General features: G+C 72.6%; 19 protein-coding genes. 5 read left to right on the top strand and 14 right to left on the bottom strand.

The window, feature by feature from the left end; translation table 11 throughout:
• Positions 1-96 precede the first annotated feature (96 nt).
• Positions 97-1,215, top strand: a complete 1,119-nt coding sequence (locus AC0B9F_RS13915; RefSeq protein WP_472002194.1) for a hypothetical protein — start codon at positions 97-99, stop codon at positions 1,213-1,215.
• A 55-nt stretch (positions 1,216-1,270) separates the two neighbouring features.
• On the opposite strand, the gene msrA is transcribed toward AC0B9F_RS13915, so the two are convergent.
• Both msrA and AC0B9F_RS13905 read right to left on the bottom strand, forming a co-directional pair.
• Positions 1,271-1,783 (bottom strand): peptide-methionine (S)-S-oxide reductase MsrA, encoded by a 513-nt coding sequence (gene msrA, locus AC0B9F_RS13910; protein ID WP_472002193.1) that lies wholly within the window; start codon positions 1,781-1,783, stop codon positions 1,271-1,273.
• A gap of 77 nt (positions 1,784-1,860) precedes the next feature.
• On the bottom strand, positions 1,861-2,592 hold the full coding sequence (locus AC0B9F_RS13905) for a helix-turn-helix domain-containing protein (protein WP_472002191.1): 732 nt from the start codon (positions 2,590-2,592) through the stop codon (positions 1,861-1,863).
• Positions 2,593-2,732: 140 nt separating this feature from the next.
• Here AC0B9F_RS13905 and AC0B9F_RS13900 point away from each other — a divergent pair, with 140 nt between their 5' ends.
• Positions 2,733-3,518 (top strand): SDR family NAD(P)-dependent oxidoreductase, encoded by a 786-nt coding sequence (locus AC0B9F_RS13900; RefSeq protein ID WP_472002189.1) that lies wholly within the window; start codon positions 2,733-2,735, stop codon positions 3,516-3,518.
• Between the two features lie 74 nt (positions 3,519-3,592).
• Here AC0B9F_RS13900 and AC0B9F_RS13895 read toward each other — a convergent pair whose 3' ends face one another.
• Positions 3,593-4,639 carry an NAD(P)-dependent alcohol dehydrogenase gene (locus tag AC0B9F_RS13895; RefSeq protein ID WP_472002187.1) on the bottom strand — a complete coding sequence of 349 codons (1,047 nt, stop codon included), beginning with the start codon at positions 4,637-4,639 and terminating at the stop codon, positions 3,593-3,595.
• 175 nt (positions 4,640-4,814) lie between these two features.
• Between AC0B9F_RS13895 and AC0B9F_RS13890 the strand changes: the two genes are divergently transcribed.
• The gene (locus AC0B9F_RS13890) at positions 4,815-5,792 is read left to right on the top strand and encodes an MmyB family transcriptional regulator (protein ID WP_472002185.1); all 978 of its coding nucleotides are present in this window, start codon (positions 4,815-4,817) and stop codon (positions 5,790-5,792) included.
• Positions 5,793-5,879: 87 nt separating this feature from the next.
• On the opposite strand, the gene AC0B9F_RS13885 is transcribed toward AC0B9F_RS13890, so the two are convergent.
• From AC0B9F_RS13885 to AC0B9F_RS13860, 6 genes are all read right to left on the bottom strand, one after another.
• A complete protein-coding gene (locus AC0B9F_RS13885) occupies positions 5,880-9,203 on the bottom strand; it encodes a S8 family peptidase (protein ID WP_472002183.1) in 3,324 nt (1,107 codons plus the stop codon).
• 131 nt (positions 9,204-9,334) lie between these two features.
• A complete protein-coding gene (locus AC0B9F_RS13880; RefSeq protein WP_472002181.1) occupies positions 9,335-10,018 on the bottom strand; it encodes an ABC transporter ATP-binding protein in 684 nt (227 codons plus the stop codon).
• 76 nt (positions 10,019-10,094) lie between these two features.
• Positions 10,095-11,519 (bottom strand): ABC transporter permease, encoded by a 1,425-nt coding sequence (locus AC0B9F_RS13875; RefSeq protein WP_472002179.1) that lies wholly within the window; start codon positions 11,517-11,519, stop codon positions 10,095-10,097.
• Positions 11,520-11,594: 75 nt separating this feature from the next.
• A complete protein-coding gene (locus tag AC0B9F_RS13870; protein ID WP_472002177.1) occupies positions 11,595-12,077 on the bottom strand; it encodes a GNAT family N-acetyltransferase in 483 nt (160 codons plus the stop codon).
• An 84-nt stretch (positions 12,078-12,161) separates the two neighbouring features.
• The gene (locus AC0B9F_RS13865) at positions 12,162-13,409 is read right to left on the bottom strand and encodes a L,D-transpeptidase (protein ID WP_472002175.1); all 1,248 of its coding nucleotides are present in this window, start codon (positions 13,407-13,409) and stop codon (positions 12,162-12,164) included.
• Between the two features lie 226 nt (positions 13,410-13,635).
• Positions 13,636-13,983: a hypothetical protein gene (locus AC0B9F_RS13860; RefSeq protein ID WP_472002174.1), complete on the bottom strand. Its 348-nt coding sequence runs from the start codon at positions 13,981-13,983 to the stop codon at positions 13,636-13,638.
• Positions 13,984-14,117: 134 nt separating this feature from the next.
• Here AC0B9F_RS13860 and AC0B9F_RS13855 point away from each other — a divergent pair, with 134 nt between their 5' ends.
• Positions 14,118-14,432: an LAETG motif-containing sortase-dependent surface protein gene (locus tag AC0B9F_RS13855; RefSeq protein WP_472002172.1), complete on the top strand. Its 315-nt coding sequence runs from the start codon at positions 14,118-14,120 to the stop codon at positions 14,430-14,432.
• Between the two features lie 127 nt (positions 14,433-14,559).
• Here the strand turns inward: AC0B9F_RS13855 and hutH are convergent, their stop codons facing one another.
• From hutH to AC0B9F_RS13840, 3 genes are all read right to left on the bottom strand, one after another.
• Complete coding sequence (gene hutH / locus AC0B9F_RS13850; RefSeq protein ID WP_472002949.1) at positions 14,560-16,098, bottom strand: histidine ammonia-lyase; 1,539 nt, start codon at positions 16,096-16,098, stop codon at positions 14,560-14,562.
• A 141-nt stretch (positions 16,099-16,239) separates the two neighbouring features.
• Positions 16,240-17,382: a GGDEF domain-containing protein gene (locus tag AC0B9F_RS13845; RefSeq protein WP_472002170.1), complete on the bottom strand. Its 1,143-nt coding sequence runs from the start codon at positions 17,380-17,382 to the stop codon at positions 16,240-16,242.
• Between the two features lie 132 nt (positions 17,383-17,514).
• The gene (locus AC0B9F_RS13840) at positions 17,515-18,324 is read right to left on the bottom strand and encodes an enoyl-CoA hydratase/isomerase family protein (RefSeq protein ID WP_472002168.1); all 810 of its coding nucleotides are present in this window, start codon (positions 18,322-18,324) and stop codon (positions 17,515-17,517) included.
• A gap of 207 nt (positions 18,325-18,531) precedes the next feature.
• Between AC0B9F_RS13840 and AC0B9F_RS13835 the strand changes: the two genes are divergently transcribed.
• The gene (locus AC0B9F_RS13835; protein WP_472002167.1) at positions 18,532-19,191 is read left to right on the top strand and encodes a hypothetical protein; all 660 of its coding nucleotides are present in this window, start codon (positions 18,532-18,534) and stop codon (positions 19,189-19,191) included.
• A 90-nt stretch (positions 19,192-19,281) separates the two neighbouring features.
• Here the strand turns inward: AC0B9F_RS13835 and AC0B9F_RS13830 are convergent, their stop codons facing one another.
• The gene (locus AC0B9F_RS13830) at positions 19,282-20,385 is read right to left on the bottom strand and encodes an adenylate/guanylate cyclase domain-containing protein (RefSeq protein ID WP_472002165.1); all 1,104 of its coding nucleotides are present in this window, start codon (positions 20,383-20,385) and stop codon (positions 19,282-19,284) included.
• A 279-nt stretch (positions 20,386-20,664) separates the two neighbouring features.
• Positions 20,665-21,525, bottom strand: coding sequence for a biotin--[acetyl-CoA-carboxylase] ligase (locus AC0B9F_RS13825; protein ID WP_472002163.1), 861 nt, complete (start codon positions 21,523-21,525; stop codon positions 20,665-20,667).
• Positions 21,526-21,761: the final 236 nt, after the last annotated feature.

Below are 21,761 nucleotides of genomic sequence, written 5' to 3'. Positions count from 1 at the left end.
ACGCCCCGGCGGCGGCCGCGCTGACCGTCCCGGAGTTTTCCACAGGCCCGTCGAACGGGTTGGCCAATTGTCGGCGCGGTCTGGTTCGCTGGAGCCATGCAGATTCTCTGGGCCCTGATGGCCGCGGCCATGCTGACCGTCGTGCTGCTGCCGGTGCTGAGGCGCCGGCGGAGCATGATCGAGCAGGTCCCGCCCGGCCACCCGGACGCGGCGGACCCCGCGGACTACGGCTTCGTGCGCGAGGAGGAGCTGGACATCCGCATGCCCGGCGCCGATGAGGACCTGCTGGACGTGCTGGAGGTCGTGCAGCACACGCAGGAGTACAAGGCGGCGGCGCAGCTGCTGGCGGGCACGGAGGCGCAGGGCGAGCTGCGCTGGCAGCGGGTGCAGGCGTTCGCGGGCGCGGCCTCGCTGGAGCTGCAGCGGCGGCCGGGCGGGGTCGGGGAGGTCCCGGGCGGCCAGTGGCTGCGGGTGTGGCGGGCCGAGCGGCCCAAGGACGCGGGCGGCGCGGCGGTGCATGCCGAGTTCCTGGTGCAGCAGGCGTGGCGGACGTCCACGCCGGGCACGGACGACTTCCGGATCATCATGGAGGAGGCGAAGGCGGCGTGCGGGGAGGCGGCGCTGCTCGCGCCGGGCGACCCGGTCCCGTACGTCGTCGAGCTGTCGGTGGCGCGCGGCCTGGCGTATCCGCGCGAGGAGTTCGAGCAGCTCTGGCTGAAGATCCTGGACCGCGCGCCGAACCACATGGGCGCGCACCTGGCCGCCCTGCACTACTGGTGCGAGAAGTGGCACGGCTCGCGTGAGCTGGCCTACCAGTTCGCGGAGGCGGCGGCCGCGCGGGCCCCGCAGGGCTCGCTGCTGGCGGCGATGCCGCTGTTCGCGGTGTTCGAGCACCTGCCGGAGGTGAACCTGGTCCGCAGCTTCTACCAGAGCGAGGTCGTCACCAAGGCGATCCACGGCGCGCTGCACGCGGTGCACGCGGCCCGTCACGACGATCCGATGCTGGCGCACGTGCGGCACCTGCTGGTGTTCTTCCTGGTGCGGGCCGAGCGCTGGGCGGAGGCCATGAACCAGCTGGTGCACGTCGACGGCCATGTCGGCGCCCTGCCGTGGACGCTGTCGCCCGACCCGGCCGCCGAGTTCGCCGTCTACCGGGCGCTCGCGGTGGCCGGCTACGAGGCGAACGGAGGCAGCCCGGCGACGCTGCCGCACTGAACGGCGGCAGCCCCGCTCCGCCGGGCCCTCTCCCGGCCGCCGGGCTCCCTCCCGGTCAGCTCTCCGCGCGGGTGGGCAGCCGCCATCCCGGGCGCGGGAAGTGGCAGGTGTAACCCTCCGGGTAACGCTGCAGGTAGTCCTGGTGCTCCGGCTCGGCCTCCCAGAACGGGCCGGCCGGCTCCACCTCGGTGACGACCTTGCCGGGCCACAGACCGGAGGCGTCCACGTCCGCGATCGTGTCCTCGGCGATCCGCTTCTGCTCGTCGTCCACGTAGTAGATCGCCGAGCGGTAGCTGAGACCGATGTCGTTGCCCTGGCGGTTCTTGGTGCTCGGGTCGTGGATCTGGAAGAAGAACTCCAGGATGGCCCGGTAGTCGGTCTTCGCCGGGTCGAAGAGGATCTCGATGGCCTCCGCGTGCGTGCCGTGGTCACGGTACGTCGCGTTCGGCACGTCACCCCCGGTGTATCCGACCCGGGTCCCCGTCACGCCGGGGAGCCGGCGGATCAGTTCCTGCATGCCCCAGAAACATCCGCCCGCCAGCACGGCCCTCTGCGTCTGCGCAGCCATTGCGACCCTCCAAAACTCGTCAGCTTGCCCACCGTGCTCAACGCATGAGGGCTCCGGGCGATTCCGTGCCCGGGTCCTCACGCCAGAAGCCGTAGCCCTGCGGCCACTTCCCGCAGGCAGCGCACCGCCAGTTCCGCCGGGGAGCCCTCGCCGGTGGTGCCGGCGTCCGTCGTCGCCCAGGTTTCCAGGGACACACGGATCGCGTCGGTCGCCGCGGCGGCGAGGAGGCGCAGGTGCAGCGGGTCGGCATCCGGGCCGGCCAGCTCCGCGAGGACCGGAAGGAGTTTCTCCTCCGACTCACGGTTGACGTCGTACCAGACCGACCGCAGGGCCGGGTCCGACTCCGCGACCCTGAGCAGGCCGCGGGTCCAGCGCAGGGCCTCCCTCGCCGTGTCGTCCGGCGGTGTGAGGGAGGCGACGACGGCAGCCTCCAGAGCCTGAGCGAGCCCGCCCCCGCCACCGGCCCCCACCGACCCACCACCGTCCCCGGCCTCCCCCGCCGCCCCATTCCCGTCCCCGGCCCCGGCCCCCTTCCCGTCCCCGACCCCGTCCCCGGCCCTGTGGCCGGCCTCCGCGAGCAGCGTGCGCCAGCGGTCGCCGCCGGAGGCGAGCAGGGGGGCGACCGCGTCCTGCTTGCTGCGGAAGTACCGGTAGAAGGTCCGCAGCGCGACCCCGGCGCGGGCCGCGATCTCCTCGGCGGTCGTGCCGTCGGGCCCCTTCTCCGCGAACAGCTCCGCCGCCGCGCGGGCGATGTCGAGCTGCGTGGCGGCTTTGCGGCGCTCGGTGAGCGAGGTCCTCGGCTGGTTCATGGCAGGAAGCGTACGGCGTGAGCGGGGGACCAACCGAGGGACGTAAGACACAAAGTGACTTGATGGCAAAACGTGCCACTCAGGCGTACGGTGCACTGTGGTCGGTCACGCCGAACCGGCCCGCACCCCAGGGAGAGAACATGAACCGCTACGAAGGCCGCCGCGCGCTGATCACCGGCGCCGGCTCCGGCATCGGCCAGGCCACCGCCCTGCGCCTGCTCGCGGAGGGCGGCCGCGTGGTCGCCGCCGACGTCAGCGAGGCGGGCCTGAAGGACACCGCCGCCAAGGCCGGCGCCGCAGCCGACCGGCTCACCACCCTCGCCGTCGACATCTCCGACGAGAACTCCGTACGGCAGGGGGTCGCCGCCGCCCTCGACGCGCTCGGCGGTCTCGACGTACTGGTCAACGCGGCCGGCATCCTGCGCTCCTCGCACACCCACGTAACGTCCCTCGCCGACTTCACCAAGGTGATCACGGTCAACCTGACCGGCACCTTCCTGATGATCCGCGAGGCGATACCGGCACTGCTCGAGGGCGACGCGCCGGCCGTGGTCAACTTCAGCTCGACGTCCGCGGCGTTCGCGCACCCGTACATGGCGGCGTACGCGGCGAGCAAGGGCGGCATCCAGTCCATGACGCACGCGCTGGCCGCCGAGTACGGCAAGCAGGGCATCCGGTTCACCGCGGTGCAGCCCGGGTCCATCTCGTCCGGCATGACCGACGGCTCCGGCCAGAGCAAGCAGAGCCAGGGTCCCGGCCTGCCGCAGGACACCGACTGGAGCCTGTTCACCAAGCTCGCCCCCGCGCTCGGGGAGGGGTTCGCCGGGACCGAGGCGGTCGCCGGGGTCGTCGCGATGCTGGCCTGTGAGGACGGGAAGTTCATCACCGGCACCGAGATCCGCATCGACGGCGGCACCCACTACTGACGGACGACCGCGCACAAGGGCCCCGGGGCGCACAGCACCCCGGGGCCCTCACGACTGACGTCAGACGGCAGACGTCAGATCGTCGCCGTGTCGATCACGAACCGGTACCGCACATCGCTGTTCAGCACCCGCTCGTACGCCTCGTTGATCTGGTCGGCGCGGATCAGCTCGATCTCGGCGCCGAAGCCGTGCTCGGCGCAGAAGTCCAGCATCTCCTGGGTCTCCGCGATACCGCCGATCATGGAACCGGCGAGCGTCTTGCGGCCGCCGATCACCGAGAAGAGGTTGAGCGAGACCGGCTCCTCCGGCGCGCCCACGTTCACCAGGGCGCCGCCGGTCTTCAGCAGGGACAGGTAGGCGTTGAAGTCCAGCGGCGCCGACACCGTCGACACGATCAGGTCGAAGGTGCCCGCCAGCTCCTCGAACGTCTTCGGGTCGCTGGTGGCGTAGTAGTGGTCGGCGCCCAGCCGCAGCCCGTCGTCCTTCTTGCGCAGGGACTGCGACAGCACGGTCACCTCGGCGCCCAGCGCGTGCGCGATCTTCACGCCCATGTGGCCGAGGCCGCCCATGCCGAGGATCGCGACCTTCTTGCCGGGGCCGGCGCCCCAGTGCTTGAGCGGGGAGTACAGGGTGATGCCCGCGCACAGCAGCGGGGCGGCGACGTCGAGGGACAGGCCGTCGGGGATGCGGACGGCGAAGTCCTGGTCGACGACGATCTTCTGCGCGTAGCCGCCGTAGGTGGGCTCGCCGTCCTTGCCGATCGCGTTGTACGTGCCGACCATGCCGCCGCCGGTGCAGTACTGCTCCTGGCCGGCCTTGCAGTTCTCGCACGCGCGGCACGAGTCGACCATGCAGCCGACGCCCACGCGGTCGCCGACTTTGTACTTCGTGACACCGGAGCCGACCTCGGCGACGACGCCGGCGATCTCGTGGCCGGGGACCATCGGGAAGATGGCCTCGCCCCAGCCCTCGCGGGCCTGGTGGATGTCGGAGTGGCAGATACCGGAGTACTTGATGTCGATCAGGACGTCGTGCTCACCGACCGGGCGGCGCTCGATGGTGGTGCGCTCCAGCGGCGCCTTGGGGGCGGATGCGGCGTACGCGGCGACAGGGGTGGTCATGCCGGGGTTCTCCTAGCCAAGAAACGTCCGCGCCCGGCCTGCCTTCCGGCCGGGCACGTCACCCAGACTGCCGCAGCCGCGCGCGTTCACCCAGGCCACGGCTTTGCGTACGCACGCCGTGCGTACCACTGGCGGGGTCAGGCTCCTGTGCGTACGACCCGGAATACTGGACGACATGGACGTACACCCCGAATCCGCGCCCGGACCCGCGCCCGAGACCGGGCCCGAACCCGCGCCCGAGGCCGTCGGTGAGCCGGAGGCCGCCGGCGGCGCCGCGCTCGACCGCCGCGCCGAGCTGAGCGAGTTCCTGCGCACCCGCCGGGCCCGGCTGCAGCCGTCCGACGTGGGCCTGCCGGACTACGGCCGGCACCGCAGGGTGCCGGGGCTGCGGCGCGAGGAGCTGGCGCAGCTGGCCGGGGTGTCGGTGGCGTACTACACGCGCCTGGAACAGGGCAACGGGCGGAACGTGTCGGCGGAGGTGCTGGACTCCATCGCCCGCGCGCTGCGGCTCACGGACGCCGAGCACGCGCACCTCACGCATCTGGCCAAGCCCAAGCGGCACAAGAAGAAGCCGGCGGCGCGTCCGCAGCAGGTGCGGGCGGCGCTGCGGCAACTGCTGGACGTGATGGACGGCGTCCCGGCGTACGTCGTGGGGCGGCGCGCGGAGATCCTGGCCTGGAACTCCATGGCCGCGGCCCTCTTCGGGGACTGGGCGGAGCTGCCGGCGGCGGAGCGGAACTGGGCGCGGCTGACGTTCCTGCGCCCGCAGTACCGTGAGCTGTTCGTGGACTGGGAGCAGAAGGCGATCGACATCGTGTGCGCGCTGCGCATGGACGCCGGCTGCTATCCGGACGATCCGCGGCTGTCGGCGCTGGTCGGGGAGCTGTCCGTGAAGAGCGAGGACTTCCGCCGACTGTGGGCGACGCACGACGTGAAGGACAAGACCCACGGCGTCAAGCATCTGCACCACCCGCTGGTGGGCGATCTGGCCCTGCAGTTCGAGTCGTTCCGGCTGACCGACGGCAGTGAGCAGTCGCTGATCACCTACCACGCCGAGCCGGGCTCGGCGTCGGCGGAATCACTGCGCCTGCTGGCCAGCTGGGGCACGGACGCGACCCGCGCGGGCACGGAGTCGACGCCCCACCACGGCTGATCCGCCGCTGCGGACACACCACCGCCCGCCGCGGGAACTCGCTGCGGCGGGCGGGGTGTTCAGTGGCCGTCGGTCAGTGCGACCGGGTCACTTGCCGTAGTACGCGTTGAAGACCGTGATCGTCGCCGTGTCGCCCTTCTTGTCGCTGACGGCGGCGCGGAAGGAGACGGACCTGCCGGCCGCCGGGTTCCTCAGGGTGACCGTGCCCTTCTTCACCTGGACCTTCTTCCAGGTCTTGCCGCCGTCGTAGGACGCCCACACCGTCAGGGACTTCAGGTCGCGGCCGGCGGCCGCGCCCTCGACGACGACGGGGAAGGTGGCCGTGCGTCCCGCGGCGACCTTGCCGTCCAGCGTGGTCGCGGCGTTGAAGCGGACCGTGGAGACGGGCAGCCTGGCCTGCCGGCCGGACGCGGGCTTCGCGGAGCGGAAGGTCCAGCTCGCGTCGATCCGGGTGGACACGCCCGCGACCTTGGCGCTGCGGCTCGCCGACGCGGACAGCCGGTAGGCCGCGTCGCCGGCCGGGACCGTGAACTGGCCGTCGCCGGTGAGCGGGTCATGGTTGGAGCCGGCCTTCTTGCCGTTGCGGTACAGCGTCGTGGTCGCCCCGGTGAGGGCCGACGCCCCGGCGTGCGCGCTGCCGTCGGCGAACAGCGGCAGCATGCCGTAGAGGGTGTTGCCCTCGCGGAAGACGCCGTAGTCGGCGTCGACGTGCGGGGCGAAGACCGCGGTGTTGAAGGTCTTCGTGTACGTCCTGCCCGCGGCGAGGGTCTGCGGGTCGCCGGGACCGTAGGCGGCGTCCACGACCGGGAAGCCGTCGGCGTCCTTGCCCGCGTACTGCTCGAAGCCGAACGTCCACTGGATCTTGTCGGCCGTCGACAGGTACAGCGTGCGCGTGCCCGGCAGCTTCTGCGCCACCGCCGTCCCGACGGCGACGTCGCCCGGCAGGAAGCCGAGCGCGGTCAGGCCGCCGGTCTTGCCAGGGGCGGACGCACCGAGGTTCGCCCGCACGGTGGTGAGTTCGCGGGCCGTGAAGTGGCGGACCTTGCCGCCTTGGACGCGCTTGACCTCGGCGCTGGTGGCCACGTCGTACTCGGCCCTGGCGCCCTTGGTCCACTGGCCGTTCCAGGTCTGGGTCAGGCCGGTGACGTCCGGGCCGAGCGCGGCCATCCGCACGTCCGCGAAGGACGTCTGGCTGAACCCGGCGAGGACGCCGGCGGCGTCGTAGGCGTAGTCGACGGTCGCGGACAGCGGCTTGGCGGCGCGGTCCGGGACGGTGATGTCGGCCTTCTTGGCGGTGCGTGCGTCGAGGGTGACCGTCAGGTTCCTGGTGACGTCCAGCTTGGGCTGCACGAGCCAGTCGATGCCGCCCTTGAACTGGCTGAAGTCCTTCGCGATCCACGCGTCCAGCAGGTAGGTGCCCCTGGGCACGCGCAGCGTGGTGGTGCCGGAGGCGACGACCGGCGGCTGGTAGTGCCGGTCCTGGGCCAGGCCGGCGTAGCCGAACAGGTCGGTGAGGTAGCCGTCGGTCGCCTTGCCGTCGCGGCCGATGTGCCTGACGGTGACGTCGTACGACTCGATCTCGCGCTGGACGGCCGCGGCGGTCCGCACGCTCTGCCCGCCGCCGCTCGCCGTCACGTAGGCCGAGTAGGCGCCGTCGAGGGTGCCGCCCAGCTTGGTGTCGACGGTGAGGTCCACCGAGGCCCTGCCGCCGGCGGGGACCGTCACGCTGCTCGCGCCGAGCGTGAAGAAGCCGGCCGGGGCCACCTTGCCCCTGGGGTCGGTGGCCGACGCGGACAGCTTCAGCGTGATGTCGCTCTTGCCGAGGTTGCGGTACGTCAGTTGCTTGGTGACGGGCTTGTCGTCGGTGTGCGGCCAGGCCTGCGTGCCGAAGCCCACCGACACCGGGTCGGCGACGACGGCCTGCTTGATGGCCCGGTCCACGGCGATACGGCCGCTGCCCTGCTGGAACGGCGTGTACGCGCCGCCCTTCGCGGAACCGGTCAGCGCGCCCTTCAGCTCGGCGTACCCCCAGTCGGGGTGCTCCTGCTTCAGCAGCGCGGCGGCGCCCGCGACGTGCGGGGTCGCCATCGACGTACCCGAGATGGTCAGGTAGCCGGCCGGGTTCTCGCCGACCTCCTGGTCGATGACGCTGCCCTTGGCCGCGGCGGCGGTGATGTCGACGCCCGGCGCGGTCACGTCCGGCTTGATGGCGCCGTCGCCGGCGCGCGGACCGGTGGAGGAGAAGTCGGCGAGCTTGTCCTTGCCGTCGACGGCGCCGACGGTGAGCGCGGCGTCCGCGCTGCCCGGCGAACCGATCGACTCCGGGCCCTCGTTGCCCGCGGCGATCGCGAACAGGATGCCCTTGTCGGCGGACAGCTTGTTCACCTCGGCCTCGAGCGGGTCGATGTCGGGCGTGTCGGGGCCGCCGAGGCTGAGGTTGACGACGTCGGCGCCCTGCTGGGCCGCCCACTCCATGCCGGCGAGGATGCCGGAGTCGTCACCGGAGCCGCTGTCGTCGAGGACCTTGCCGTTGAGGATGCGCGCGCCGGGCGCGACGCCCTTGTACTTGCCGCCCGACTTGGCGCCGGTGCCGGCCGCGATGGACGCGACGTGCGTGCCGTGGCCGAAGTGGTCGGTGGCGTCCTTGGCGGCGGAGAAGTTCTTCGCCGCGACGACCTGGCTCTTCAGGTCGGGGTGGGAGGCGTCGACGCCCGTGTCCAGGACGGCGATCTTCACGCCCTTGCCGGTGTACCCGGCGGCCCACGCGGCCGGTGCGCCGATCTGCGGCACCGACGTGTCGAGGCTGGCCCTGCGGACGCCGTCGAGCCAGACGTGCGCGATGCCGGAGGCGGTGCGGCCGCCGTTCGTGACGGCGTCCCACAGTGCGGGCGTCTCGGCTTGCGGTGTCTGCACGGCGTCGGCGTTCAAGGTCGTCAGCGTCCGGCGCAGGGTGCCGGCCTCGCGTACCTCCGCGCGGGCGGTGGCGGCGGCGCCCCGGTAGGCGACGATGACCTTCAGGCCGTTCTTCTGGGCCTTGAGGGTCGCCGACCGGGTCAGCTCGGTGATGTCGAACAGCCGCTGGTCGACCACGCCGGTGGCGACCATGCGGGCCGCGTCGGCGGGCAGGACCACGGTGTGCCCGCGGACGGTGCGGATCTGAACGGGTATGTTCTCGCGGCCCTTGGCCCGCTCCAGGCCGGCGACGCGTCCCTCGGCGTCGACGGCGACCCGGTCACCGGTGATGAGGGTGATGCGGTGCGTGGTCTTCAGCGATGGCCGGGCCTGGGCGGCGCCGGTCGCGCGCTGCGTGTGCGGGGCGGCCGCCGCCGGGCTGGTCATGCCCGCGGCGAGCGCTGTCGCGGCCGCGGCGGCAACAGCGACCGCGCCCGCGTTCTTCACTTGTCTGCGCAAAACTCCCCCTTGCTGGGTACCGGGTGATTTCCCCTGTCACCCGGCCGGGGGCAGTCTCGTACGTCCGCACGTCAACCCCCCGGAGCCCGCAGTATGCCGGGGGGTGATCAGTGCCTCAATACGGCCCTACGTCATGAGTTGGCGTTTTCCGTCACCGCGATCCGACCCTTGCGCAGGATCGCGAGCCGGGGTGCTTTCCGTGCCAGCGCGGAGTCGTGAGTGACCATTACGAAGGTCAGCCCGTGCTCCTTCCACATGCGCTCCAGCACCTCCATCACCTCGTCGCGCATGCCCTCGTCGAGGTTGCCGGTGGGCTCGTCCGCGAGCAGCACCTTCGGCCGCTTGACCAGCGCGCGGGCTATCGCGACACGCTGCTGCTGGCCGCCGGACATCTCGCCCGGCAGATGCCCGAGCCGCTCCCCGAGCCCCACGGAGGCGAGCGCCTCGGCGGCCCGCTCCCGCCGTTCCCTCGTCTTCACCCCGAGGGGTACGAGGGCGGTCTCGACGTTCTCCTGCGCGGTCAGCGTGGGGATGAGGTTGAAGGACTGGAAGACAAAACCGATGGTCTCGCTGCGCACCCGGGTGAGCCGGGCCTCCGGCAACTTGGCCAGATCGACACCGTCGAGGACGACGTCGCCGGAGGTCGGCCGGTCCAGCCCGCCGAGCATCTGCAGCAGCGTGGACTTGCCGCCGCCGGTCGGGCCCTGGATGACGAGCCGGTCGCCGTCGTGGATGGTGAGGTCGACGCCGTCGAGGGCGTGGACGGTGTCCTTGCCGCGGGTGTAGCGCTTGGTGACGCCGTTGAGTTCGTACATGGGGTGTCCCTGGGTCGGGTGGGCGGGTGGAGGCGAGCGTCCGCTCGGCGGGGCGGCGTCCGGGCCGGACGGGCTGCTATGCGACGCGGCGCAGCGCGTCCGCCGGGCGCAGCCGCGAAGCCCGCCAGCCGCCGAACGCCCCGGCGATCAGCCCGCCGGCCACGGCGAGGCCGACGGCGAGCACGACGGTGGTGAGGGACACGGGCGCGGTGAGCGCGACGTCCAGCGTGCGCTCGGCGACGTGCCGGCCGGGCCCGCCGAAGCCGCCGCCGTTGCCGCTCCCGCCGCCCAACTGGGCCTGCAGCGTGGGGCTGACGGCGGAGACGGCGTACGCCCCCGCCAGTCCCAGCGCGATGCCGAGCACCCCGCCGAGCAGCCCGTTGACGACGGCCTCCCCGACGACCTGCCCGGTGACCCGCCTCGACTTCCAGCCGAGCGCCTTCAGCGTGCCGAACTCCCGCACCCGCCGCGACACGGCGGAGGAGGTGAGCAGCCCGGCGACGAGGAACGCGGCGATGAGCACCACGATGGACAGCCACGTGCCGACGCTGGTGGCGAGGGAGGAGGCGGTGGACAAGGACCCGGAGACGGTGTCGGCGAGATCGGCGGAGGTGGTGACGGTGGTCCCGGAGACGTTCTTCTGAATCGCCGCCTTGACGCTGTCGATCCGCTGGGAGTCGGTTGCCTTGACGTAGACGGTGGTGACCTTGTCCGCGGCCCCGGCGAGGGTCTGCGCCCGCTTCAGCGGAATGTAGAGATTGGCGGCAGGGTCCCCGCTGTCGGCGGTGGCGACGCCGACGACGGAGAACGTGACGCCCTTGACGGTCACGCCGGACCCGACGGCGAGCTTCTTCTCCTTGGCGTACGCGGAGTCGACGACGGCGACGGCGGCGTTGCTCTCCGAGGCCCGGAAGGTCCGCCCACTGCTGATCTTCGAGGAGGTCAGCGGCCCGAGGGCGGGCTTGGTGACGTCGGTGCCGTAGACGGAGTAGGAGTTGACGTCGAAGTCGGCGCCGCCGCCCTTGACTTCCCCGCCGGACTGCCCGTACCCGCGCGGGCCGCCGCCGCTGCGGTGCTGCTGGAACTCCCCCCGGCTGAACTGGCCGCTGACCTTGAGCACTTGCAGACTCAGGCCGCCGACGGCATCGGCGACCCCGCTCTGCTTCCCGACCTGGGTGACGGTGGAGGAGGCCAGCGTCTGGAAGCCCTGGACCATCACCCGGTCACTGCTCTGCTCGGTGCTGTCCCCGCTGTCCCGCGCCCCGAACCGGAACCGCGGCCGCTGCGCCCCGTCGGCCGCGGGCGCGGCGGCCTTGGTGACGGTCATGTCGGTGCCCAGCCCGTACAGCGACTGCAACACCGTGTCCTGCGCCTTCCCCATGCCGGCCGACACGGAGTTGACGACGATGACGAGCGCGATCCCCAGCGCAAGCCCGGAGGCGACGACGAGGGCCGCCTTTCTACGGCGCCGCAACTCGCGCCTGAGGTAGGTGAAGAACATGCGGGGCAAGCTAGGCGGGGCGCGTGACGGTGGGATAAGGGCGCTGTGAGAGAAGGATGAGAACGCAGGCCGGGGTCAGGGCAGCCGGCGTTCGAAGCGTCTGCCGGGCCGTCCGCCGACGATCGTGTCCCCCACCGCCGTGAAGCCCGAGCCCGTCAGTACGGCCATGGAGGCCGCGTTGTCCAGGGTGGTCCGTGCCGTCAGGGATGACAGGCCGTATGTGCCGGCCGCGAGGCGGCAGACCTCTGCCACCGCCGCTTTCGCCACCCCCCGCCCCGTGAAGCGTTCGCCGACGCGGTAGCCGAGTTCGGCGGTGCCCGCGGCCGCGTCCATCAGGTTGACGCGGCCGGCGAGGCGGCCCTCGGCGTCGAGGATGACGTGGAAGTGGCAGACGCCCGCGTTCTGTTCGGCGAGGAGCGCCGCGTGGCGGGCCGGGAAGTCGGTGAAGTAGGCGTCGCCGCGGTCGGGGATCGTGCGGGCGAAGTACGCGCGGTTGTCGCGTTCGAAGGACAGCAGCGCGTCCGCGTGGTCGGGGCGGAGGCGTTCCAGGCGGATCATGCGCGGCAGCGTACGGGAGCGGAAAGGCGGCCGTCCCCCGGGTTTCCGGGGGACGGCCGCCTCAGTGGAGCGTCAGAGCCTCGCTCAGAGCGCCGAGCCGGCCTTCCAGGCGGACCAGCTCAGGTTCCAGCCGTTGAGGCCGTTGTCCGGGGCGACCGTCTTGTCGCCGGTGTTCTGCACGACGACGACGTCACCGACCAGGGAGTGGGTGTAGAACCACGCGGCCGGGGTCGAGGGGTCGTTGGCGCCCTTCGTGTCGGACAGGCCCACGCAGCCGTGGCTGGTGTTGACCGAGCCGAAGATGGACTTCGCGCCCCAGTAGTTGCCGTGGATGAAGGTGCCGGAGTTCGACAGGCGCATGGCGTGCGGCACGTCCTTGATGTCGTACTCGCCCTTGCCGTCGTCGTCGGTGAAGCCGACCGTCGCGCCGTTCATCCGGGTCTCCTTGAACTTCTCGGAGATCACCATCTGGCCCTGGTACGTCTTGTGGTCGGGCGCGCCGGCGGAGATCGGGATGGTCTTGATGACCTTGCCGTCCTGCGTGACCTTCATCTGCTTGGTCTTCGCGTCGACGTAGGAGACCTGGTTGCGGCCGATGTGGAAGGAGACCGTCTTCTGCTGCACGCCCGTGACACCGGGCGCGCCCTCGACGCCGTCCAGGGCGAGCTTGAGGGTGACGGTGGAGCCGCCCTGCCAGTACTGCTCGGGGCGGCAGTCCATGCGGTTGGCGTTGAACCAGTGGCAGGCGACCTCCTGGCCGCTGCTGGAGGTGACGGTGACGCCCTTCTGGACGGCCGCCTTGTTGGTGATCGCCTTGTTGAAGTTGATCGACACCGGCATGCCGACGCCGACAGTGGCGCCGTCCTCCGGCGTGAAGTTCGCTATGAAGCTGTTGGCCGGGGAGACGGTGGTGAAGGAGGCGTTCTCGTGGGCGACCCGGCCGTCCTTGTCGGTGGCCTCCGCCGCGACCTTGTAGGTGGTCGACCGCTGCAGCTGGACGCTCGGCTTCCAGCTGGTCCTGTCCGCGGACAGCTGGCCGGCGACCTGCTTGCCGTCGGTGGACGTCATCGTCACGTTCGTGAGCGTGCCCTTGCTCACCGTGACGGTCGCGGAGTTGTTGATGGAGGCGTTGTCGGAGCCGTCCTTCGGTGTGATCGTGATCTGCGCCTCGGACGACTTCTGGGCTGCCGCCTCGTCGACCTTGGCCGAGGTGTCGGTGCCGCCGCCACCGGCGGACGCCTTCTCGCCGCCGGAACAGCCGGTGAGCACCAGCACCCCGCCGAGCAGTGCGGACGCGGCCATCAGACCCTTGCGCCGCTTACCCTCCGTCATCACACGCTTCTCCATCGTTGCCGAAATCCCGAAAACCCCGAGTGCCCCGTAAGAACGTTCAACGCTACGACCGGTTCGTCCCGTTCCGCATTCCTCTGAGGTGTGGGACACACCACGTCCGCCGGGCGGACTGTTGGTGCGGGTGTCGGTCCGTGCGCGCCCCCTGAGACGACGAAACCCCGGACGGCGGTTGCCGCCCGGGGTCGTGGAAACCCCCTGCGCGGCGTCAGCCGGTGTGCGCCTCGTCGTCCTCGTCCTCGTCGCCATCATCCTCGTCCAGGTCCCAGTCCGGCGAGTCCGGGTCGTAGTCGATCCGCTCACTCGACCAGGACGCCTGCTGCAACTCCACCCCCGGCACCTCGCTGACCAGGTCGAACGGGTCGACGAGATAGGCGAGCGCCTCGGCGGTGTCTTCCGTCACAGCCCCCTCGGCCTGCGTGCGCTCCTCCTCCGGCATCTCCGGGTCCTGGGCCAGGCGCCGCAGCGCCGCCGCCGTCACGGCCTGTTCGTCGTCGACCTCCAGCACGAGTTCCACGCGAAGCCGCACAAAACGTGATGTCTCTTCAGTGGTCATGCCGGGAGCGTAAGGCTCCCCGCTCCCACAACTTTCCCGCGACCCGCGCCTTTCATTAGCATCGCCCCCAAGCATTGGCCCGCGCGGCCAATTCGCCGGCCAATTCGCCAGCGCCACAAGGGGATCGATAGTCCGTGTCATCCGCCCGCCGCTCGTTGCTGACCGCCACCGCCGCGGCGACCCTTCTGGGCGCCCTGTGGTTCGTTCCGTCCGCCAACGCGTCGTCCGAGACTCCGGCGAGAGCACAGGACGCCACGACGACACAGGCCCGGGCGGCGAACAACGCGGCGGACACCTCCGCCGTGGACGGCCCGGGGCTCTCCGGCGCCCAACTCGCCGACACCGGAAGCCCCGACACCACGCCGTACGTCGTCGGCGGGAGCGTCTTCCTCTCCCTCGGCGCCGGCTTCGTCGTGTACTCGGTACGCCGGGAACGGCTCGGCTTCTGACCCGCCGCTTCTGATCCACATCGTCCGACCCGCCGCTTCCCACCCGCCGCGGACCTCCGGCCGCCGCCGAACGCAACGGGGCCCCGCCGCACCAGGAGTGCGACAGGGCCCCGCGAGCGAAGGCCCGCTACCGCAGCGGGCCGGTGACGGTCTCCACCGCCGCGACCAGCCGCCCGTCACGCACGAACGCGTCCGCCGCGGCCAGGTCGGGCGCCAGGAACCGGTCCGCGCCCGGCCCCTGGACCCCGGCGGCCCGTACGGCCTCGATGACGGCCTGCGAGGCGGGCGCGGGCGTCAGACCCTCCCGCAGCTCGATCGCCCGCGTCGCCGCGTACAGCTCCACGGCGATCACGCGCGCGAGGTTGCCGACGGCGGTGCGCAGCTTGCGCGCGGCCGACCAGCCCATGGACACGTGGTCCTCCTGCATGGCGGAGGACGGGATGGAGTCGGCGGAGGCCGGTACGGCGAGCCGCTTCATCTCGCTGACCAGCGCGGCCTGTGTGTACTGGGCGATCATCAGCCCGGAGTCCACGCCGGCGTCGTCGGCGAGGAACGGCGGCAGTCCGTGGCTGCGGTTCTTGTCCAGCAGCCGGTCGGTGCGCCGCTCGGCGATGGAGGCGAGGTCGGCGGCGGCGATCGCGAGGAAGTCCAGTACGTAGGCGACCGGGGCGCCGTGGAAGTTGCCGTTGGACTCGACGCGCCCGTCGGGCAGGACGACGGGGTTGTCGACGGCGGAGGCCAGCTCCCGTTCGGCGACCAGGCGGGCGTGCGCGAGGGTGTCCCGTCCGGCGCCCGCGACCTGCGGGGCGCAGCGCACCGAGTAGGCGTCCTGGACGCGGGGCGCGTCGTCCTGGTGGTGCCCGGTCAGGCCGGAGCCCTTGAGCACGGCGAGCATGTTGGCGGCGCTGGCGCCCTGGCCCGGGTGCGGCCGGATGGCGTGCAGCTCGGGCGCGAGCACCTTCTCCGTACCGAGCAGCGCCTCCAGCGACAGGGCCGCGGTGACGTCGGCGGACTTGTACAGCCGGTCCAGGTCGGCGAGCGCCATCACCAGCATGCCGAGCATGCCGTCGGTGCCGTTGAGGAGCGCCAGGCCCTCCTTCTCGCGCAGCTCGACGGGCGCGATGCCGTGCGCCGCGAGCAGCTCGCCGGCGGGCCCGACGGCCCCGTCCGGGCCCTCGGCCTCTCCCTCGCCCATCAGGGTCAGGGCGCAGTGGGACAGCGGGGCGAGGTCGCCGGAGCAGCCGAGGGAGCCGTACTCGTGGACGACGGGCGTGATACCGGCGTTGAGGATGTCCGCCATGGTCTGCGCGACCTCGGGCCGGACACCGGTGTGACCCGAGCAGACGGTCTTCAGCCGCAGGAACATCAGCGCGCGGACGACCTCGCGCTCGACCCGCGGTCCCATGCCGGCGGCGTGGGAGCGGACGATGTTGCGCTGGAGCTGGGTGCGCAGCTCGTGGCTGATGTGGCGGCTGGCCAGGGCGCCGAAACCGGTGGAGACGCCGTAGACGGGTTCCGGCTTGGCCGCCAGCGCGTCCACGATCCCGCGGGCCGCGGCGAGGGCGGCCACGGCCTCCTCGGAGAGCTCGACACGTGCGCCGTCGCGCGCGACCGCGAGAACGTCGGACGCGGTCACCCCGGACGTCCCCACCACCACAGTGTGCATATCCATATTCAGGAGCGTACGCATTGAAGACGAAGATGTCACCAGCGGGTCGCGGGTCCGCCCCTTACCAGGCCGCACGGCGCTTTTCGCAGACCGCGGGGCGCCTGCCGCAGGCGACGGAGACTTCCTGACGGAGACTTCCTACAGCCGGCCCCGGAAGGCACGGCGTTCCGGGGCCGCCTCCGCCGTGGCCTGGTCCGCCAGGCGGATCACCGGGTCGTCCGGGCCCTCCTGGCCGGCCACCACCGGGCGGGCGGAGCGTTCGGCCTTGGCACGGTACTGGGCGGCGTCCGCCAGACGGAAGAGGCGACGGGCCGAGTGCAGCGGGCCGATCGGCTCCTCGGTGGAGGCGACCCCGCAGGCCACGCCCTCCCCCAGCTCCAGCTCGGCGGCTCTGCGGCACAGCTCGTCGGCCACCTTCACCACGTCCTCGGCGGGCGGTCCGACGACCAGCAGGCAGAACTCGTCGCCGCCGAGCCGGGCCGCCAGCGCCCCCGGCAGCATGGCCCCGCACAGCGACAGCACCGAGCCGAACCGTTCCAGCAGGCGGTCGCCCACCGCGTGACCGAGGGTGTCGTTGACGTTCTTGAGCCCGTTCACGTCGCACACCACCAGGCTGACCACCGCCCCCTCCCTGCGGTGCCGCTCGATCGCCTCGTCCAGGCGGGCGTCCACGGCACGGCGGTTCGCCAGCCCGGTCAGCGCGTCGGTGAAGGCCAGCCGCCGCGCCTCCTGCAACCGCTCCGTCTGCGCCAGGCCGGCGGCGGCCACCGCGGCCAGCACGGTCGCGAAGTCCGCGTCACCGCGGTCGAAGGCGGGAGAGCCGGCCCGGCGCGCGACGTACAGCTCACCCCAGGCGCGGCCGTGCATGACGATCGGCGCGACCACGCAGAACCCGCGGCCCCGGCGGCGCAGCGCGGCGACCCGCTGGTGGCAGTAGCCGGCATGGCCCGCCGTCGGCCCCTCGGCGGTCTCCACCCAGGCGTTGGGCTCACCGCCCGCCGCCCAGCGCTCGTGCAGGAACTCGGTGATCTCCGGGAACTGGTGGACGGGGTACGTCTCGTCCACCGGGAACTCCTCTTCCTCCGCAGCCCGGTCCCCCACGTTCACCAGGACCCGCAGCCGCCCGAGGTCCCGCTCCCACACCGACAGCGCTGCGAAGCTCCCGGCCAGCGCGCGGCACCCGCCGAGTGCTGCCGCGCGCCACGACTCCCGCGGGCTGTGCGCCGCGGCCATCCCCTGCGCCAGAGCCACCACAGCGGCCAGCCGCCTGTCCTCACCCATTGCTCCAGGCTAGGGAGGTTTCGGGCGAATAGGTGCGTTAATGGGGCGAACAGGTGTGTGTGGGTGCGGGTCGGGGTCCCCTGGGCAGGGGTGGAGCGGTCTCGTCGGGCGCCCCCAGCACGCGAACCGTCCTCACTCCCCCGGCCACTGCGGCCTGCGCTTCTCGTTGAAGGCCGCCACGCCCTCCGCCCGGTCGCCGGAGAACGCCACGGAACGCCACGCCGCGTCCTCGACCTCCAGGCCGGCCCGCAGGTCCAGCCCGTGCCCCAGGCGCAGTGCCCGCTTCGCCGCGCGCAGCCCCACCGGGGAGTTCCCGGCGATGCGCGCGGCCAGCGACAGCGCCTCCTCGCGGTCCTGGCCGGCGTCGACCAGGTGGTCCACCAGGCCCAGCCCGGCCGCCTCCGCGGCCTCCAGCCGACGCGCCGTGAAGATCAGCTCGGCGGCCTTCGCCGCGCCCACCCGCCGCGGCAGCAGCTGTGTGCCGCCGCCGCCCGGGGTGACGCCCACCGACACCTCCGGCAGCCCCACCACGGCCGTACGGTCGGCCACGATCAGGTCGCAGGACAGCGCCAGCTCGAAGCCGCCGCCGAGCGCGAAGCCGTGCACCGCCGCGATCGTCGGCACCGGCAGTTCCAGCACGCCGGTGTACGCACCGCGCGCCACCGGCCGCTGCCGTACCAGATCGGCGTCGGAGAAGGAGTTGCGCTCCTTCAGGTCGGCGCCCACGCAGAACGCCCGCTCGTGCGTCGACGTCAGCACCACCACGCGTACGTCCCGGTCGGAGCCGAGCGCCTCGCACGCGGCGGCGATCGAGCGGGCCATCCCGGTGGAGACCGCGTTCATGGCCTTGGGCCGGTCGAGGGCCAGCTCCGCGACATGCCGGGCACCCTCGTCCCCGTGCCGCCGCACCAGCACGAACTCCCCGAACCGCTCCTCGCTCATGACACCCTCCAAGTTAACGCGGGTTAACAGAAGACAACGGCCCGATCATCGCAGGCCGGGCGCGTCCGGAAAAGGGCCGGACCGGGGGCGCAGGGACCACCGGGCACCCGTTCGAGTGACATCCCGCCCAAAGCCGGGTCATCCGTGCGGGGGAGCGCATAGCGTGCGTGCGCCACGGCGCATGGGGGCGCAGGACCGGGAGGCGTGATGACGGACATAGCGGCGCGCGAAGAGCAGACCACGGCGGAAGGGCAGACCACCGCGGACGAGCGCACCACCACGCAAGAGCAGACCACCGCGGGCGGCAGGCACCGCAGGCCCCGCCACCGGCGCGTGCTGCTCGCCGCCGGCGGCCTCGCCCTGGCCGCCGGCGTGCTCGGTCTCGTCCGGCTGGCCCCCGAGGCCGATGTCCCCGGGCTCGGCACCGCGCAGGCCGGCCCCCGCACCGGCGACGACCCCGGCCGCCGTACCGTCGCCGAGCGGTCGGCCGGCGCCGCCGCCACCGTCTCCGCCGCCCCGCGGCCCCGTCCCTCCGCCGCGGACGTCATGGGCGGCGTGAGCGCCGGCCCGGTCCCGGCGACGACGGCCGTCGGCCCCGGCCCGTCGGCCGCCGTCACCGCGTCGCCGATTCCGGTTCCGCCCGCGCCCGCCGCCGGGGCCCCCGCCTCCGGGCGGACCACCACGCCTCCCACCGCCCCGCCGCCGTCCACCGCGGCACCGGTCCCGGCTCCCCCGGCGCCCGCGCCGGCCCCGTCCCACTCCACCGCGCCGCCGACTCCACCGCCGTCCGGGCAGCCCGACGATCCCGACCCGGGACTGTGCCTGCCGGTCATCCACCTGTGCCTGGGGCGGGGACTCCTGGGGTGAGCCGTTACGTCCGGGGGCTCCTCGGGTGAGCCGCTACATCCGGGGGCTCCTCGGGTGAGCCGCCGCCTCCGGGGCTCCTGAGGTGATCCGTTACGCGCGGCCGTCGTCGCGCCGGCCGAGCAGCCAGGGCGACACCACGCCGAGTCCACGCACCGGCCGCTGGTACATCGGCTGCAGCGCGAAGCGGTACGTCGGCGGCTCCTCGCCCTCCTTCTCGGCGGCCGCGGCCCGCTCGGCCGCCTCCGCCTCCGAGGCGGGCGCCTCCCCGGTGCGGATCAGCTCCTCCGCGAAGGCGCTGTCCACGAGGACGGCGTCCGGCGGCGCTATCGAGGTCAGCCGGGACGCCAGGTTGACGGTCGTACCGAAGACATCGCCCATACGGGTGGTCACCGTGCCGAACGCCATGCCGACCCGCAGTTCCGGCATCGTCTCGTCGTTGGCCATCGTCTCGATCAGCCGCTGCCCGATCTCGGCCGCCGTGCCCGCGTCGTCCGCCGCGAACAGCACCTCGTCGCCGAGGGTCTTGATCAGCCGCCCGCCGCGCGCGGCCACCAGGTCGGCGGCCGTCGTCTCGAACGCCTCGACCAGCTCGCCGAGCTCCTCCTCCTCCATACGGCGGGTGAGCCGCGTGAACCCGACCAGGTCCGCGAAGCCCACCGCGAGGCGGCGGTCCACCATCTCCTCGTCGTCCGCCGCCTGCACGACGCGGCCGGTCGCGGCGGCGAGCTGGCGGCGCCAGACGTAGACGAGGAACTCCTCCAGCTCCGGCAGCAACAGCTCGACCAGCGGATACGTGACCTCGGTGCGGGTCATGCCGGGCTCCGGCGGCTCGGTCAGGCCCTCCAGGAAGGAGTCGATCTGCCATTCCGCCAACCGGGCGGTGGTCTGGCCCGTCGACCGGGCCACCTGCACGGCCATCGCCTCGCTGAGCAGGCCCGCCTCGACCAGACCGGCCAGCCGGCGCAGGGCGAGCACGTCCGCCTCGGTGAGGGCCTTGGCCTGGCCGATGTCGGCGAAGCCCATGGCACGCCAGAAACGGGACGCCAGCTCCATGGAGACACCGGCACTGCGGGCCGCCTGAAACGGGGTGTAGCGCCGCTCGGCGCCGAGGATCAGCTGTTCCAGGCGCAGGGCGAGGGGGTCCTCGCCGGAGTCGGTGGCATCGGGCCCGGAGCCCGAGTCGTCGACGGTCACGCCTGCTGCCCTTCCGATCTGCCGAGGTCAGGTATCGACCGGCCTCCAACTTTACGGCAGGTGTGCGCCAGCTCACTCACTCCGTGGGGGCCGGGGGTGAGGCGCGTTGCGTTGTCGCCGTTCGTCGGTGTGGCCGACCGCAGGGGGCTCGCGTGGTCATTCTCGTGCGGGTTGTGGGTGGCTGGTCGCGCCCACGCGGCGGAGCCGCACATCGGATGCAGCCCCGCGCCCTCTTGGGGCGTTGCAGTCATGTGTGCTTCGACCTACCCCAACCCACGCTCACGCCGGGCGCAAGTGGACGATGTCGCCCGCGCCGACCGGTTCCTGTACGCCGTCCTTCGTCGCGAGGACCAGCCGGCCGTCGCCGTCGACCGCCACCGCCTCCCCCACAAGGGACCGATCCCCCGGCAGCTCCGCGCGGACCGTCCGCCCCAGCGTCGCGCAGCCCGCCGCGTACGTTTCCTGCAGACCGCACGCCGCAGGGTCGCCCTCCGCCTCGCGCCACCGGCCGTACCAGTCCTCGAGCGCCCGCAGGACCCCCCGCAGCAGCGGATCGCGGTCCGTGCTGACCGCTCCGGCCAGCGCCAGCGAGCCCGCCTGCGGTACCGGCAGTTCCTCCGCCTTCAGCGAGACGTTGATGCCGACGCCGACGACCACACCGCCCGGCCCGGCCCGCTCGGCGAGGATGCCGCCGGCCTTGCGTTCCTCGCCGTCCACGGTGACGAGGAGGTCGTTCGGCCACTTCAGGGCCGTGTCGACGCCCGCCGCCCGGGACAGGCCGGTGGCCACCGCGACCCCGGTCAGCAGCGGGATCCAGCCCCAGCGGGACACCGGGACCTCCTCCGGCCGCAGCAGGACCGAGAAGAACAGGCCGGAGCGCGGCGGTGCCGTCCACCGCCGGTCCAGGCGGCCGCGGGCGGCCGTCTGCTCCTCGGCGATCAGGACCGCGCCCTCGGCCGCCTTGCCCGTCTCCGCGCGGGCGACCAGGTCGGAGTTGGTGGAGCCGGTGCGCTGCACCACCTCCACGTCGGACCACAGACTCCCCTCGCGCACCAGGGCGCGCCGCAGTGCCGCGGCGCTGAGGGGCGGACGGTCGAGGTCGGACCAGCGGTTGTCGTCTGAGGCATCTCGCGGCGTCATGCAAGCCACCCTAGGTGTGGGAAACGCCGCACTGCTGTCGGCGGGGGGCCGCACTACGCTACGGATGAGTAACCGTCCCCCCTTTTGAGCAGGCAGGGAGCCGCGATCCCGATGTCCGAGCCGGAAGAGATCGACCTTCACACGACCGCGGGCAAGCTCGCGGATCTGCAGCGCCGTATCGAGGAAGCGACGCACGCCGGCTCCGAACGCGCCGTCGAAAAGCAGCACGCCAAAGG

This window comes from Streptomyces sp. NPDC097129 (assembly GCF_055668065.1).
The sequence above is the reverse complement of the archived record's forward strand: the minus strand, read 5'-3'. Positions and strand labels throughout refer to the sequence as shown.

What these genes read in the sequence shown, in the direction of transcription:
- AC0B9F_RS13915 (WP_472002194.1), top strand. Translation starts at nt 97, where the DNA reads ATGCAGATTCTCTGGGCCCTGATGGCCGCGGCCATGCTGACCGTCGTG.
- msrA (WP_472002193.1), bottom strand. Translation starts at nt 1,783, where the DNA reads ATGGCTGCGCAGACGCAGAGGGCCGTGCTGGCGGGCGGATGTTTCTGG.
- AC0B9F_RS13905 (WP_472002191.1), bottom strand. Translation starts at nt 2,592, where the DNA reads ATGAACCAGCCGAGGACCTCGCTCACCGAGCGCCGCAAAGCCGCCACG.
- AC0B9F_RS13900 (WP_472002189.1), top strand. Translation starts at nt 2,733, where the DNA reads ATGAACCGCTACGAAGGCCGCCGCGCGCTGATCACCGGCGCCGGCTCC.
- AC0B9F_RS13895 (WP_472002187.1), bottom strand. Translation starts at nt 4,639, where the DNA reads ATGACCACCCCTGTCGCCGCGTACGCCGCATCCGCCCCCAAGGCGCCG.
- AC0B9F_RS13890 (WP_472002185.1), top strand. Translation starts at nt 4,815, where the DNA reads ATGGACGTACACCCCGAATCCGCGCCCGGACCCGCGCCCGAGACCGGG.
- AC0B9F_RS13880 (WP_472002181.1), bottom strand. Translation starts at nt 10,018, where the DNA reads ATGTACGAACTCAACGGCGTCACCAAGCGCTACACCCGCGGCAAGGAC.
- AC0B9F_RS13875 (WP_472002179.1), bottom strand. Translation starts at nt 11,519, where the DNA reads ATGTTCTTCACCTACCTCAGGCGCGAGTTGCGGCGCCGTAGAAAGGCG.
- AC0B9F_RS13870 (WP_472002177.1), bottom strand. Translation starts at nt 12,077, where the DNA reads ATGATCCGCCTGGAACGCCTCCGCCCCGACCACGCGGACGCGCTGCTG.
- AC0B9F_RS13865 (WP_472002175.1), bottom strand. Translation starts at nt 13,409, where the DNA reads ATGACGGAGGGTAAGCGGCGCAAGGGTCTGATGGCCGCGTCCGCACTG.
- AC0B9F_RS13860 (WP_472002174.1), bottom strand. Translation starts at nt 13,983, where the DNA reads ATGACCACTGAAGAGACATCACGTTTTGTGCGGCTTCGCGTGGAACTC.
- hutH (WP_472002949.1), bottom strand. Translation starts at nt 16,098, where the DNA reads ATGCACACTGTGGTGGTGGGGACGTCCGGGGTGACCGCGTCCGACGTT.
- AC0B9F_RS13845 (WP_472002170.1), bottom strand. Translation starts at nt 17,382, where the DNA reads ATGGGTGAGGACAGGCGGCTGGCCGCTGTGGTGGCTCTGGCGCAGGGG.
- AC0B9F_RS13840 (WP_472002168.1), bottom strand. Translation starts at nt 18,324, where the DNA reads ATGAGCGAGGAGCGGTTCGGGGAGTTCGTGCTGGTGCGGCGGCACGGG.
- AC0B9F_RS13835 (WP_472002167.1), top strand. Translation starts at nt 18,532, where the DNA reads ATGACGGACATAGCGGCGCGCGAAGAGCAGACCACGGCGGAAGGGCAG.
- AC0B9F_RS13825 (WP_472002163.1), bottom strand. Translation starts at nt 21,525, where the DNA reads ATGACGCCGCGAGATGCCTCAGACGACAACCGCTGGTCCGACCTCGAC.